This is a genomic window from Pseudonocardia lacus (assembly GCF_018531445.1).
Classification (GTDB): domain Bacteria; phylum Actinomycetota; class Actinomycetes; order Mycobacteriales; family Pseudonocardiaceae; genus Pseudonocardia; species Pseudonocardia lacus.
Map to the genome: position 1 here is coordinate 35,686 of NZ_JAHDTH010000022.1, position 14,459 is coordinate 50,144.

A 14,459-nucleotide genomic window follows, 5' to 3' on the forward strand; every position below is an offset into this window, starting at 1 on the left:
GCGTCGACGTGGTTGCTGGCGGGAGGTGGGGCACGGCCGCGCCGGTCGACGGCCCCGCCGGCCGGGATGCCGACGGAAAGCTGGAGCGGCGCGCCCGCGCCGTCGTCCGGCTCCTCACGTGGTACCCGGCGATCTGGGCGGTCGGGTTGGCACCGGTGTTCTGGCCGGCGGTGGCGGCGGTGTCGGTGCGTGCGGTCTGGCGGACCCGCCTCGACCGGATCTCGAAGTCGCTGATGGTGCTGCTGGTCGCGTTGCTGCTGTCGGTGTGCGTGGGTCTGGTGGCCGGGTACGGCTCGCTCGACCGGGTGGTCGGTTACGCGGCCAACGTCGCGGTCTGGGCCGCCCTGCTGGGCTGCGTGTGCCTGCTGGGCCAGGCCTCGCTCGTGCACCGGGAGGCGTTCGTGCGCGCCGCGACGTCGGTGGGCATCGCGCACACCGTGGTCTCGCTGGGCGCGCTCGTCCTGTACCCGACGCGGCTGCCGCTGCCGCTGCCCGCGCCGGTGGCGGGGAGCCTGCCCGCCGGTGTCCGGGCGTTCGTCAGCAACAAGCTCGTCGACGAGAGCTGGCTCGACGGGGTGGTGCTGCGCACGATCGGCACCATGGGCCGGCCCACCTGGTCGGGGGCGGTGTCGGCGCTGACGGTGCTGCTGCTCGCGCACGGCTTCACGCGCCGGACGCCGCGCGGGCGGGTGCTCGCGGCGCTCGGGATGGCGCTGGCCGCGGTCAACGTCTACTTCTCGTTCAGCCGCGCCACCGAGATCGCGCTCGGGATCGCGGTCGTCTACGCCGTGTTCCGCACGGCGTGGCGGCTGCCGGCGTTCGGCCCGCTCGTCGCGCTGACCGGGTTGTTCGCGACCGGTGTGCTCGCCGCGTTCAACCTGTCGACGCTGGTCGCCGGGGTGGTGGAGATCGAGGGCGCGCGCGAGGGCTCGTCGCAGACACGCGGGGCGATCTACGCGGCGACGGTCAGCCGCATCGCCGAACTGCCGCTCCCGCTGCTGGGCTACGGTCTCAAGCCGCGCCAGGACGGGCTGGTCGCCAGCGTGGCGACGCACAGCACCTACCTGGGGCTCGTGTTCCGGGCCGGGCTGATCGGGCTGCTGGCGTTCGGTGTGTTCCTGGTGCTGTGCTGGCGCTACTGCGGGCGCTGCGCGAGCCCGATCCCCCGGGCGCTCGTGCTGCTGACCGGCCTGTGGTGCGTCCTGGAGGACTTCGACCCGGGGCACCTGGTGCCGGTCTTCGTCGTCGCCGCGCTCTGCCTGGCCTCCTACGACCAGGCGGTCGGCCCGCCGGACCCGCTCCCGCGACGTCCGGCGCCCGTCGCCGCGGCGGTCGGATGAGCCGGGGCAGGCTCCTCGCCCTGGGCGGCGCGGCCCTGCTGGCCGCCGGGTGCCAGGCCGGGCCGTCGCCGCCCGCGGCGTCGGCCGCGGTTGGTGTCACCCAGGTGCGGTGCGCGAACGGCACCGGCGACGCCGACCTGCTCAACACCGCGATCCGGGACAGCCCGCCCGGGGCCGACATCGCGATCACCGGGACCTGCTCGCTGACCGAGCCCGTCGAGCTGCGCGGCGGCCGCTCCTACCACGGCCCCGGTCGTGACGGAGCCGTCCTGCGCCAGGCCGACGGCGCGAACCTGCCGTTCCTGCTGGCCTCGGACAGCTTCGTGGACTCCGCGGAGTCGACGGGCCGACCGGTCACCCTGCGCGGGCTCTCCATCGACGGCAACCGCGACGGCAACCCCGACGCCACCACCGACGGCGTGGTGATCCGGTCGTGGCAGACGACCCTGGAGGACCTGCGCATCCAGGACGTCACCGGCTCGGCGGTGCGGATCACGAACCTCGGCCGCAGCGGCGAGCCGACCTCCAGCACGCAGGTCAACGGCCGCATCGCGAACTGCTTCATCGAGGGTTCGGGCGCCAGCGGCGTCCGCGTCGAGGACGGCGGCAACGCCGTCACCGACTGGCAGTTGCTGGACAGCTGGATCGCCGGCTCCGGCGGGGACGCCGTGCACCTGGAGAACGCGGCCGGCTGGATCATCTCCCGCAACCACCTCTACGGGGTCGGCGGCGACGGCATCCGCGCCGACCGGGCCCACGGCACGACCGTCACCGACAACTACATCGAGGGCTTCGGCGAGGACGGCACCGGCACCTTCAGCGGCATCTCGCTGAGCGCCCAGAGCTCGGCCGGCTCGACGATCGCCGGCAACCGGGTCTTTTTGAGCGACGGCCAGCGCCCGTCCTCGACCTACCGCCACATCCACGTCGACGCGAGGGGCGATGGCCAGGCCCTCGTCGCGGTGACCGGCAACGTCGTCCGCGGTGACGGCGGCCCCGGCGGCACCGGACTCGCCTACGAGCGCGGCGACGGCGCGGAGCTGGTCGTCGTGTCGTCGGGGAACGCGCTCGCCGAGGTGGCGACCGCGGTCCGAGCGGGCGACGGGGTGACGGTGACGGCGGGGTCCTGAGACGCTGCTGCACGTCCGCCCCCGCGCGCTCCACCGCCCCGTCGCAGCCCCGCCGGGTGTCGCAGCCCCCCGCGGGTGTCGCAGCCCTGGGGTGGGCGGCGCAGCCCGCCGGCGGGCTGCGAGCACCCACCGGGCGCTGCACGGCGCAGCTGGATCTGCGAGGACGCGCCGGAGCGGAGCGGTCTCGCAGCGCGGGGCGGGACTCGCAACGCGGGGTGGGGTGGCGCAGCCCGCCGGCGGGCTGCGAGCACCCACCGGGCGCTGCACGGCGCAGCTGGATCTGCGAGGACGCGCCGGGGCGGGTCGCGCAGCGCGGGGCGGGTCGCGCAGCGCGGGGTGGGTCTCGCAACGCGGGGTGGGGTGGCGCAGCCCGCCGACGGGCTGCGAGCACCCACCCAGCGCTGCGACACCACGCCCGGGCTGCGACACCACGCCCGGGCCGCGACACCACGCCCGGGCTGCGAGGACGCGCCTCGCAGAGGCCCGGTGGGTTGTCGCAGACGGGGGTGGGGAGGCGCAGCGCGCCGGCGGCCTGCGACGACCCACCGGGCTCTGCGACGACCACCGGGCTCTGCGACGACCACCGGGCTCTGCGACGACCACCGGGCTCTGCGACGACCACCGGGCTCTGCGACGACCCACCGGGCTCTGCGACGACCACCGGGCTCTGCGACGAGCCCGACCCGCCCGGCGCGGCCCCACCGAACCCGGCTTACGTCGACCGCCGCGCCACCGGCTCGCTCGACCGCCCGATCCCGATCCACCCCAGCGACGCCCGCCGCAGCACGTCCGGGTCGAGCAGGTTGCGGGTGTCGACGACCGTCGGCGCCGCGAGGCACTCCGCGACCCGCGTCCAGTCGAGGCTGCGGAACTCCGGCCACTCGGTCAGCACCACGACCGCCTCGGCGTCCTTCGCCGCCACGTACGGGTCGTCGACGACCGTCAGCAGTGAGGGTTCGATCCGCGCCGACGCGGCGTCCACCCCCGGGTCGTAGCCCACGAGTTCGGCCCCGGCCTGGCGCAGCAGCGCGGCCACCCCGAGTGCGGGTGAGTCGCGCAGGTCGTCGGTGCCGGCCTTGAAGGTGAGCCCGAACAGCGCCAGCCGCCGGCGGGTGAGCGAGCCGGCCCGCCGGCCGGTGACCGCGGTGCGGATCTTGTCGACGATCCGCTGCTGCTGGCGGGTGTTGGTGTCGATGGCGGCGCGCAGCAGCCGGAACTCGAAGTCGGCGGAGTCGGCCACCTGCAGCAGGGCGTGGGTGTCCTTGGGCAGGCAGGACCCGCCCCAGCCGGGCCCCGGGGAGAGGAACGACTGGCCGATCCGCTTGTCGTAGCCGATGCCTTCGGTGACGTCGGCGATGTCGGCGTCGACGCGTTCGCACAGCTCGGCCATCGCGTTGACGTAGGAGAGCTTGACCGCGAGGAAGCAGTTGGCCGCGTACTTGATCATTTCGGCGCTGGCCGCGTCGGTGAGCACGGTCGGGGCGCCCAGCCGGGCGTAGAGCGCGGCGACCCGTTCGGCGGCGTCCTGGGACGAGTTGGAGCCGACGACGATGCGGTCGGGGTTGAGGAAGTCGCGCACGGCCGAGCCCTCGCGCAGGAACTCGGGGTTGCTGACCACGCCGATGTCGGGGCGTTCGAGGAGCTCGACCGTCCGGTCGGCGGTCCCGACCGGCACGGTCGACTTGTTGACCACCACGGCGCCCTGGGGGAGCAGTTCGCGGGTCTCGTCGATGACTGCTTCGACGGCGGCCAGGTCGGCGATGCCGCCGACGCCCATCGGGGTGGGGACGCAGAGGAACATCACCTCGACGGGCGAGCCCTCGGCGTCGAGCTCGGCCAGCGCGGCCCGGGCGCCCAGCACGAACGACAGCCGTCCGGCGGCCATGCCCTCGTTGACCAGCTCGGCCAGGCCGTCCTCCCGGATGCCGATGTCGCCGGAGCGGAGGCGCTCGACCTTGGCCTGGTCGACGTCGGCGCACACGACCCGGTGGCCGAGCGAGGCGAGGCACGCCCCGGTGGTCAGGCCGACGTACCCGGTGCCGATCACAGCGATCCGTCGTGCGTACATGGGCGTTCAGCTCCTCGGGGAGGGGGTGTGGGCGGTCATCGGCTGCGTTCGGCGACGCCGAGGGCGTACTCGGGCCACCACTGCCCGGCGGGCGGCTCGCCCGGCCGGCAGGCTCCGTCGGACGCGCCGGGGACGGCGATCCAGAGGAACGCGTCGACGCCGGGGGTCCCAGTACGGGTGGTCGGTGGCGGGCCGAGCGCTGCCTGTGGCGGGTTGCAGGACGTGGCGGCTCCGTCGGGCGCGCCGTTGCGGCTGGTGTCGACCACGAACGGGGCGCCGTCGAGCAGGGCGGAGAGCCGGCTGCCCAGCGCGACGGCCTCCTCGGTGGAGCGGGTGGCGCCGACGTTGACGCTGAACCCATGGCCCTCCGCGACGCCGCTGCCGCGCAGGGCCACGGCGAGCGCGTTCAGGTCGGAGCCCGGTTCGAGGGGCCCGGCGTCGAGGTAGACGGTGGCACCCGCCGAGGCGAGGACGGTCACGGCGTCGGCGAGCAGTGCACGCGCGTCCGGACAGGCGGTGGTGGCGGCCGCCGCGCCGGGTTCGAGCACCACCGTCGAGGAGGTGTCGCCGAGTCCGGCGATCACGGGGTCGAGCCGGGCGCGGTAGGCCTCGGGGTCGGCGGCGCACGGCTCGCCGCCCAGGTCGGCCACCACCAGCAGGGGTTGCTGCCCGGCCTCGGACGCGCGCCCGACGTAGTCGCGGACGTCGAGGGCGGCCCGGTCGGGCTCGCCGGCCGGCCGGAACGGCAGCGGTTGGCGGGCGATCTCGTCGAGCTGCGCGGCGTCGGCGGTCCGGCCCGCCGCGGTGTACTCCCGCACCTGCCGGGCCGGCGCGCTCTGCGGGTCGACGAAGAAGTCGGTGTCGCCGATCGCGCCCGCCGACGGCTCGACGAGCGCGGTGACCGTCGACGCGCTGCCCGGGACGGCTTCGCCGCCCGGCACCGCGCACCCGACCAGCGCCGCGAGCGCGCAGGCGACCGCCGCGCGCATGCCGTGTCCCATTCCGGTTCCTCTCAGGATTGCCGCGGGCCCGCCGGGGGTGACGGGACCCGCGGCGGGTCTCACGCGGGCCGCAGCGCGACGATCCAGGCCGCCACGGCGCGGCCCTCGCTGATCGTCCACAGCTGGTTGCCGCTCGCGCCGGGCGTCGGCTGCGCGCGGTGCGCCTGCGACGCGATCTGGGCTCCGGTGCTCTGCCAGGTCAGCGTCCAGCCCGGGGGCGGGGTGGTCTGCGGTGTGGAGCCGTTCGCCCCGAGCCCGCCGATCACCATGGCGCCCGGCGTCACCGTGGTCACCCCCGGCACGGTGATCGTGGTGGCGGTGGCGCTGAGGTTGGTGGAGCTGGCCACCGCCGTGTCGAGCGGGGTCGTCGGGCTCACCCCGGTGAAGCGGGTGACGCCGCCGTTCCACTTCTGCGCGCTCGACGTCGTCCACGTCCAGCTGGTCGCACCGGCGTCGGCGGCGGTGACGACCCGGTAGTACCCGAACAGCGAAGCCTCGGCCGGGCGCAGTTGGGGCACGAACGACGTCCAGCCCGCGGGCGCGGTGACGGTGGGCCGGTTGTCCACGGTGAAGGTGGCCACCAGCAGGTCGCCGACCGCCGTGCCGGACGGCTTGGTCAGCGTGACCGAGGTCGTGGCCGGCACGGACACCCCTGTGGTCGATCCGGCCATCGCGATCCCGGCCGGTGCCACCTGGACCGTCACCACCCGGCTGACCGGAGGGCTTGCGCCTGCGCCGTTGCCGGCCACCAGCGAGACGGTGTAGCTGCCGGGGGCCGCGAAGGTGTGCGAGGGATTCTGCTGGGTGGACGTGCCGCCGTCGCCGAAGTCCCACTCCCACTCGGTCGGCGCGCCCGTCGAGGTGTCGCTGAACTGGATCGTCAACGGGTCGGACGGCGAGGGCGGCGCGTCGGTGAACGACGCGACCGGCGCCTGGGGTCCGGCCGGGCCGCCGGGGCGCAGGGCCGTCACCCAGGCGGCCACGGCGCGGCCCTCGCTGATCGTCCACACCTGCGCGCCGGTCGGGCCGGGCGCGGCCTGGGCCCGGTGGGCCTGCGAGGCGGCCTGGGCGCCGGTGCTCTGCCAGGTCAGCGTCCAGCCGGTCGGCGGGGTCGTCAATGGTGTGGTGCCGTTCGCCCCGAGCCCGCCGACCAGCAGCGCGCCCGGCGTCGCCGTGGTGACACTCGGCACGCTGACCGTGGTGGCCGTGGAGCTGAGGTTGGTCGCGCTGGACACCGTGGTGTCCAGCGGGGAGACCGGGTCGACGCCGGTGAAGCGGGTGACGCCGCCGTTCCACTTCTGCGCGGCCGACAGCGTCCAGGTCCAGCTGTTCGTGCCGGCGTCGGCCGCGGTGACCACGTGGTAGTAGCCGAACAGCGAGGCCTCGGCCGGGCGCAGGGCCGGGACGAACGAGGTCCAGCCCGCCGGTGCGGTCGCGACCGTCGGCCGGTTGTCGGCGGTGAACGTGGCCAGCAGGACGTCGCCGACGGCGCTGCCGGTCGGCTTGGTGAGCACCACCGACGTCGTCGCGGGCAGCGACGTCGACGTGGTCGATCCGGCGACGGCGATCGCGGCGCCCTGGGCGGTCGCGTCGACCTCGTGGGTCACCGGTTCGCTGCTGCCCACCGCGTTGGTCGCGACGAGCGAGACGGTGTACTCGCCGGCGGCGAAGGTGTGCGACGGGTTCTGCTCGGTCGAGGTCGTGCCGTCGCCGAAGTCCCATGCCCACGACGTCGGGTTCTGCGTCGAGGCGTCGGTGAACTGCACGGTAAGCGGGGCGAGCCCGGAGGTCGGGGCGGCGGCGAACTCGGCCGTCGGTGCCTCGGTGGGCCCCGCGGCGCCTTCGACCGCGACGACCAGGGTGGCGGGCGGGCTCGCGCCGGCCGCGTTGGTGGCGGTGAGGGTCACGGTGAACTCGCCGGCCGCGGCGTAGGTGTGCGAGGGGTTCTGCTCGGTCGAGGTCGTCCCGTCGCCGAAGTCCCACGCCCACGACGTCGGGGTGCCGGTGGAAGTGTCGGTGAACTGCACCGACAGCGGGCCCGCCGGGCCCGGGGCCGTGGTGAAGGTCGCGGTGGGCACCGGGGCGGGGGCCGTCACCGTCACGTTCTGGGTCGCCGGCGGGCTGGTGCCGGCGGCGTTGGTGGCCCGCAGCGTCACCGCGTACTGGCCGGGGGCCGCGTAGGTGTGCGACGGGTTCTCGTCGGTGGAGGTGGCGCCGTCGCCGAAGTCCCACGCCCAGGAGGTCGGGTTCTCCGCGGAGGTGTCGCTGAACTGCACGGTCAGCGGGTCGTCGAGGGAGGGCTGGGAGGTGAAGCTCGCGGTCGGCGCGCTGGGCGCGACCGTGCCCAGCGCGATTTCGGCGTGGTAGTAGCGACGGGCGAACTGGTCGCTGGCGATGGCCACCAGGCCGGTGGCCGCGGTGACCGGGTCCTTCGTGGTGCTGACGTTGTTGATCAGCGCGCCGGGCGCGCTGATCAGCGTGTCGCCCTTGCCGGGTGGGAACGAGATGTTGCCCAGCGGTGCGCTCTTGTAGTACGCCTTGCCGCCGCTCTCGGTGGACTGCATGACGAACAGCAGCCCGTTGGTGGTGTCCAGGGCCAACTGGGGGCGGGTCAGGCCGTCGCCGACCGTCGCCGAGGTGGCGCTCGTCCAGGTGCCGGTGCTGCTGCGGGAGAGCACCACGAGGCTGGGGTCGCTGTCGGGGTCGCTGCTGCTGTCGCCGCGCGAGGTCTTCAGGGCGGCGTGCACGCGGCCCTGGTCGTCGCCGGAGATGCTCTTGAGGTTGATGTGGTCGTCGACCAGCCGGGTGCCCGACAGCGGTGACTCCACCGTCCAGGCCGTGTCCGGGTCGCTGTCGAGGTGGACGGCGAACCGAAACGATTTCGAGGCCTGGTCCGACCACATCACGCCGATCTTGCCGGGCATGGCGACCAGGGCGGAGATGTCGTCGGCGGCCACGTCGGTGTCGGCGCCGGTGATCCGGAACGGCGCGGTCCACGTGGTGTCGGACGTCGTGGAGTGCGCGACGTAGACCTTGGAGCTGCGGGTGAAGGTGATCCACAGCCGGTCGAGGCTGTCCTTGTCGATCGTGGCCGACTCGGTGCCGCCCGACCCGGCCGGCGTCACCGGGTAGCCGGAGTCGCGGGAGAAGGTGCGCGGGCCGGCCGCGTAGGAGTAGCGGTAGAGGCGCACCTGGCCGCCACTGCCGCCGGTGCGGCTGATGACGTAGAGCTTGCCGTCGGTCCAGAGCGCGTCGCCGGTGCTGGCCGCGCGCTCGTCGACGACCGTGCCGGTGTCGCGCCAGGTGTGGTTCGCCATCAGTTCGTAGACGTTGACGGTGCCGGTCGGCGTCACCATGAGCGCCCACCACGAGCCGTCGTGGAACCAGAGCTTGCTCTGCGGCTTGTCGGCCGTCGCCGCGCTGGCGCCGCTGCCGTACTGGTGGCCGGGGTAGCTCGTCGGCGGGCCGGGGGCGGCGTGGGCGGCCGTGGCGCCCAGCGGCACGAGCCCGACGACGAGGGCGACGAGCGCGCCGAGCCGGGCGAGGCGCCGGCGCAAGGACGGGCGCCGGGGTGGGACGGCCATGGGGAGGACCTTCCGATGTGCTGGGGATGTCGATGCCCGGATCGGGGCCCGGGGACCTGGTGATGTCGCGGTCCGCATGCGATCCATTACGCAAGGTGGCCAGCGACGAGGTGTGGGTGGGGTGGGCGCGGGGTCGCCCTACCGCGGGACGGTCGTCAGCGGGTCACCGACCCGAGTTGGTCGTCCGGGTGGCGGTCGGCGTAGACGCCGACGCGGTCGTCGCGCAGGGCGGACCACAGCTCGGCGGCCTGCTGGTCGTCGAGGTAGACGACCGCCTGCTCCCCCTCGTGGCCGAACCCGGCCACCGGGGCGCGCAGGAACGTGATCGCGTGCGGCCGCAGGCCGCTCATCTCGATCGCGAGCGAGCGTAGGCCGCCGTTGGTGAGGGTGTCGTCGACGCTGACCGAGCGGGTGGTCGCGTCGAGCAGCGCGTAGAGGCCGACCGGATCGGTGAGCATCCCCGACGACGAGGCCTGCGTGAGCAGCGCCCGCAGTGCGGCCTGCTGGCGCTGGGCGCGGTCCAGGTCGCCGCCGGGCAGGCCCTCCCGCTGCCGGACGAACGCCAGCGCCTGCTCGCCGTCGAGGAAGTTCACGCCCTGGCGGAAGTCGACGCCGTCGTGGCTCGTCGGCGCGGACACGGACACGTAGATGCCGCCGACGGCGTCGACCATCGCCCGGAACCCGGCGAAGTCGATGACCGCGAAGTGGTCGACGCGCACACCCGTCACCTGTTCGACGGTCTGCACGAGCAGGCTCGGCCCGCCGAACGCGTACGCCGCGTTGATCTTGTTCGGCCCGTGGCCGGGGATCTCCACCCAGCTGTCGCGCGGGATCGACACGACCGACGCGGCCGTGCCGTCGGGCCGCACGCGGGCCAGCATGAGGACGTCGCTGCGCCCGGCCGCGGGCTCGGTGGCGGCGGCTCCGGTCGTCGGGTCGTCGGAGCGCGTGTCGGTGCCGACGAGCAGGAAGGTGGTGGCCCCGGTGGCCGGCGGACGGCTCGCCTCGTCGAGCGGGACGAACACCCCGGGGACCCGCGCGATGTTGCCGGCCAGCTTCTCGGCGACCACGAACACCGCCCCGGCCGCGGCGGCCAGCAGCACCAGCACCGCGATCACGACCCCGACCAGCACCCGCCGGCTGCGTCGCGCGCGCCGCGCGGGGGGAACGGGGGCAACGTCCTGCGGAACTGCTGTGCTCTGCTCGCTCATGGTCTCCGAGCTCTGCTCGCTCATGGGTCTTCGACCCCGGTCCGGTGTCGCGTCACCTGCTGTCTCCGCGACGTCACGGCGCTCGTTAGCCCGCCGGACCTGCAGTCATCACCCTTGATGAGGTTCGACCGACCCCGCCCCGGATGCGGATCGTGGTGTGCGCGGGCGCGGGAGCGCTGGTCAGCGACCGGCCGTGGGGCGGGTGGTCCGCAGGGGCGGCGCGACGACGTCGACGACGGTCTGCACGGCCCGCCGGATGAGCTCCGCCGCCTCGTGGTGGGCCTGCGCCGGGCGCCCCATCGGGTCGGGGACGCTGTCGTCGTCGGGCGGGGGCAGCGTGCCGCGCCGGTTCCGCACGGCGTCGACCAGCGCGCGCATCCGCGCGGTCGGTCCGCCGTGCAACTCGGTGGGCGCGACCGTGGCGGCCAGCCTGGCGAACTCGCGCACGCTGAACGCGGTGGCCAGCGCGGCCGGGTTCAGCCTCAGCGCGGACGAGCGGTGGCGCGTGCTCGCGCCGAGCACGAGGTCGGCCTCGGCCAGCATCTCCGGGCGCAGCTGGCGGGCGGTGAAGCCGGCCGCGACGGTCGTGTCGAGGTGCCACGGCGCCAGCTCGGCGCGGGAGAGCGGGTCCATCGCCGCGCCGACCACCGCTCGGACGCCTGCGCTTCGCACGTCGAACGCCGCGGCCGCGCGGCCGCCGAGCCGCCCGACGAGCAGGTGCCGGGTGAGGATCTCCGCGAACGGCGATCGGCAGACGTTGCCGGTGCAGACGAACAGCAGCCGGAACGTGTCGTGCTCCCCCACGGCGGGCATCCTCGCGCCCGCGGCGGCCGCGCCGCCCACGGGGGCGGTTCAGACGGTTCGCGCGCCGAGCTGGCGGTACAGCTCGGCCGCCCGGGTGTGCGAGTTGACCTCGAGCTTCTTGAGGATCGAACGGATGTGGGTGCGCACGGTCGTGATCGACAGGAACAGCTGCCCGGAGATCTCCGACGGCCGCCGCCCGGCGGCCAGGTGCACCAGCACTTCGCGCTCCCGGCCGGTGAGCCGGTCGAGCCGCTCGCGCAGCCGGTCGGCGGTCTCCCGGTGCTCGTCGTGGATGCGCAGCCATTCGCGGCGCTGCTCGTCGGTCATCATCGGGCGACCGGCAAGCGCGGCGTCCAACGCGGCGACGAACGCGGCGAACGAGGACGTCTCCGGCAACCACCCTCCCGCCCCGGCGGCCACCGCGGCGGCGGCCAGGCGCGGGGCCCGGTCGGCGCCGATGGCGAGCACCACCCAGCCGGCGGCGACCGCTCGGGCCACGACCTCAACGCCGCGCTCGTCGAGGGCCACCACCAGCACCCCGCGCGAGCCCGTCACGAGCCGCGCTCCCAACGCGTCCTGCGTCGCGACCCGCTCGACCGTGTGGCGGCGGGCCCGCAGGGCCACGACCATCGCCGTCACCAGCATGTCGGTGCGGCCCAGCACGACGACCGGTGGTCGCTCGGGCATCTGCAGTCCACCCTCCGTTCACTCGGTAGTGGGAGTCCAGTCGCCGCCGATGAGTCGGGCGTTATCGCCCAACTGCGATTCGACCGGACAAACCGGCGGATTCCGGGCACGACGATCTCCGGATCGGCGCCGCTACCTGCGACGACACCATCCCGGCCAGCCGGTCGCGCTCCTCGTCCGACCGGCGCTGCGCGGCTCCGGGGGCGTGTCGAGATGCACCGGCGCCGGCCAACGCGCCATTCGGACGTTCTGCGATCGGGTAGTCGCTGCACGTGTCCGACCGTTAGCGGCCGGCGACCACATCCACACGTTCGCCGATGTCCGGCGGTGCGTCAGTCCCGCTTGTAGCTGAACAGGTCCGGCCCGAACCACACCCCGAGCGTCTCCACGCCGTCGGCCGCGACGTACTCCCACCGCCCGAGCTGGGTGCTGCCCCCGTCGAAGTGCGCGATGAAATCGGCGCCGTTGCTGACCATGACCCCGCTCTGCGCGGGCGGCTGCCCGTCCGCGCCGCGCGCGAACCGGCCCCGCTCGTTGACGTAGAGGTACTCGGTGGTGGCACCGTTCCGCCCGCCCAGCCAGTTGCCGACGACCTCGGCGGGGACGTTGCCCTCCACGAGCTGGGTCGCTTCGACGGTGGGGACCGCGGAGGGGCCACCGGCGCCGGCACCGATCTGGGTGCTGTTGCCGCAGGCGGTCACGGCGGCCGAGGCGAGCGCGAGCCCGACCAGCCGGCGGATGAGGGCGGAGGACACGGTGAGGGCTCCGAATCTGCGTCGCGGCGTCGGTACGCGCACCGGCGACCCCGACCTCCTGCCCGTGCACGCGTTGGAGCTGCACAAAGTAGCGGCGCCGCCACCCCCCTGAAGATCACCTGCGGGCCCTGGCCGGAACCCGCCAACCGGCTGTGCGATGACCTGGCGTCGGCCGCGGCCAGGAACGAGTTGGCCGCGGTCTTCACCAACTCCGCGGTGGCGTGGTCGAGGCAGCCGCAGCCGATGACCGAGAGCTTCACACGCGCACCTCATGGGTAGTGACGATTGGTACTCATGACGTCGCTCAGCGTCGCCACCCGTTACTCCGCCACGACCTTCGCCCGCGACCGCGCCGCCAGCACCCGCCCGTCGCAGGCCGCTCCGTCGACGAACCAGCTGATCGTCGACCTCGTGCCCAGCTCACCGACGGTGAACCGGGTGACCGCCGTCCCCCGCACCCCGATGTCGCTGCTGCGCGTCCCGGCGTACGCCTCGGCGCGACGTTGATCGGGGAACACCGCCTCGGCGAACGTCGCCCCGGCGTCCTTCAGCACGTGCACCGCCCACACCTGAGTCATGGAAGACAACGCTTCACAGCCGAATCGGCGCCTTGTGCTCCCACATCGCAAATCCCAGATGGTCGGACCCGCGTGCCACGATCTGTGACAGTGACGACACGGAGAGCGGACTGGTGGAACCGAGGAACGGATCAGTCGTACGGCGGCGACAGCTCGCCCGCCAGCTGCGCGTGCTGCGCGAGCGGGCCGGGCTGACGCTGGAGGCCGCCGCGCCGCAGCTGGACTGGTCGGCGAGCAAGTTGAGCCGGATCGAGAACGCGCAGCAGCAGATCGACGTGCACGGCGTGCGGTCGATGCTCGACCTCTACCGCGTGCTGGCCGACGACTGGGACGAGATCCTCGACCTGTGTCGGGAGTCGCGGCAGAAGGGCTGGTGGCGGGCGTACGGGCTGGGCGACGACGCGTACGTGGGCTTCGAGAACGAGGCCACGGCCGTCTCCGACTTCACCCTGTCCTACGTGCCCGGCCTGTTGCAGACCGCCGAGTACGCGCGCGCCGTCCTCAAGACCGTCGAGATGCGCCGCAACCGCCAGCACCTGTCGAACTTCGTCGCCGTTCGGGTGATCCGCCAGCAGCGGCTGACCTCGACCGAGCACCCCCTGCGGCTCGACACCGTGATCGACGAGGCCGCGCTGCACCGGATCGTCGGCAGCAAGCGAATCCACTCGGCCCAGCTGCGCCGCTTGATCGACGCGGCCGACCTCGACACCGTCAACCTGCAGGTCCTGCCCGCTTCGATCGGTGCCCACGCCGCGATGACCTCCCCGTTCACGGTCCTCCGGTTCGAGGGCATCGGCGAGCCGGACATGGCCTACGTCGAGCACACCTTCGGCTCCTTGATCATCGAGAAGGATGCCGAGGTCAAGCGAGCTAGACTCCTCTTCGACCGGCTGCGGTCAGATGCGCTCAGTCCCGCCGACTCGATCGCCCTGATCAGGCAGCTCGCCGAGAGGACCTGAACAGGAGGCGCGCCATGGACGCGTCCACCGCCCACTGGTTCAAGAGCAGCTTCAGCCCCGGTAGCGGCAACGGTTGCATCGAGGTCGCCTTCCTCCCCGACGGCACCGTCGGCGTCCGCGACACCAAGGACCGCACCCGCCCCGCCCTCGCCGTCCCCTCCGCGGCCTGGACGACCTTCCTCACCGCCACCCGCACCGGGGCCTTCACGTCCCGGTAGCGATGCGGTCGGTGCGTGTCGAGAACACGGCGTCGGCTCCGTCCCCGTCGTGGGGCGCCCCCCCGGCGCGGCACCACCGGCGGGAACGCCCACGGCCACCCCAGGCAAGGAGCGGGTCAAGTAC

The 14,459-nt window shown here is 74.0% G+C and carries 12 protein-coding genes; 4 read left to right on the forward strand and 8 right to left on the reverse strand.

The genetic code is table 11. The features are described from left to right. Positions 1-8 precede the first annotated feature (8 nt). Positions 9-1,340, forward strand: coding sequence for an O-antigen ligase family protein (locus tag KIK08_RS41600; protein WP_214402290.1), 1,332 nt, complete (start codon positions 9-11; stop codon positions 1,338-1,340). Continuing rightward, complete coding sequence (locus KIK08_RS07560) at positions 1,337-2,470, forward strand: right-handed parallel beta-helix repeat-containing protein (protein ID WP_214402291.1); 1,134 nt, start codon at positions 1,337-1,339, stop codon at positions 2,468-2,470. The genes KIK08_RS41600 and KIK08_RS07560 overlap by 4 nt, the downstream gene beginning before the upstream one ends. Positions 2,471-3,182: 712 nt before the next feature. On the opposite strand, the gene KIK08_RS07565 is transcribed toward KIK08_RS07560, so the two are convergent. The 8 genes from KIK08_RS07565 to KIK08_RS07610 form a co-directional block, all read right to left on the reverse strand. Beyond that, entirely contained in the window at positions 3,183-4,538 is a 1,356-nt protein-coding gene (locus KIK08_RS07565) for a UDP-glucose dehydrogenase family protein (protein ID WP_214402292.1), read from the reverse strand. A 35-nt stretch (positions 4,539-4,573) separates the two neighbouring features. Then, a complete protein-coding gene (locus KIK08_RS07570) occupies positions 4,574-5,539 on the reverse strand; it encodes a glycoside hydrolase family 6 protein (protein WP_214402293.1) in 966 nt (321 codons plus the stop codon). Positions 5,540-5,598: 59 nt separating this feature from the next. Further along, the gene (locus tag KIK08_RS39635; protein ID WP_250556511.1) at positions 5,599-9,123 is read right to left on the reverse strand and encodes a PKD domain-containing protein; all 3,525 of its coding nucleotides are present in this window, start codon (positions 9,121-9,123) and stop codon (positions 5,599-5,601) included. A 155-nt stretch (positions 9,124-9,278) separates the two neighbouring features. Next, positions 9,279-10,358 (reverse strand): LCP family protein, encoded by a 1,080-nt coding sequence (locus KIK08_RS07590; protein WP_250556512.1) that lies wholly within the window; start codon positions 10,356-10,358, stop codon positions 9,279-9,281. Positions 10,359-10,514: 156 nt separating this feature from the next. Further along, positions 10,515-11,138, reverse strand: coding sequence for an arsenate reductase/protein-tyrosine-phosphatase family protein (locus tag KIK08_RS07595; protein WP_214402294.1), 624 nt, complete (start codon positions 11,136-11,138; stop codon positions 10,515-10,517). A 48-nt stretch (positions 11,139-11,186) separates the two neighbouring features. Next, positions 11,187-11,825 (reverse strand): LuxR C-terminal-related transcriptional regulator, encoded by a 639-nt coding sequence (locus KIK08_RS07600; protein ID WP_214402295.1) that lies wholly within the window; start codon positions 11,823-11,825, stop codon positions 11,187-11,189. A 332-nt stretch (positions 11,826-12,157) separates the two neighbouring features. Next, complete coding sequence (locus KIK08_RS07605; protein WP_214402296.1) at positions 12,158-12,580, reverse strand: hypothetical protein; 423 nt, start codon at positions 12,578-12,580, stop codon at positions 12,158-12,160. A gap of 320 nt (positions 12,581-12,900) precedes the next feature. Next, positions 12,901-13,158 (reverse strand): hypothetical protein, encoded by a 258-nt coding sequence (locus tag KIK08_RS07610; RefSeq protein WP_214402297.1) that lies wholly within the window; start codon positions 13,156-13,158, stop codon positions 12,901-12,903. A gap of 113 nt (positions 13,159-13,271) precedes the next feature. On the opposite strand from KIK08_RS07610, the gene KIK08_RS07615 reads away from it, so the two are divergent. Together KIK08_RS07615 and KIK08_RS07620 are read left to right on the forward strand one after the other, a co-directional pair. Next, positions 13,272-14,117, forward strand: a complete 846-nt coding sequence (locus KIK08_RS07615; protein ID WP_214402298.1) for a helix-turn-helix domain-containing protein — start codon at positions 13,272-13,274, stop codon at positions 14,115-14,117. A 14-nt stretch (positions 14,118-14,131) separates the two neighbouring features. Continuing rightward, positions 14,132-14,335 (forward strand): DUF397 domain-containing protein, encoded by a 204-nt coding sequence (locus KIK08_RS07620; protein ID WP_214402299.1) that lies wholly within the window; start codon positions 14,132-14,134, stop codon positions 14,333-14,335. The last annotated feature ends 124 nt before the right edge of the window (positions 14,336-14,459 follow it).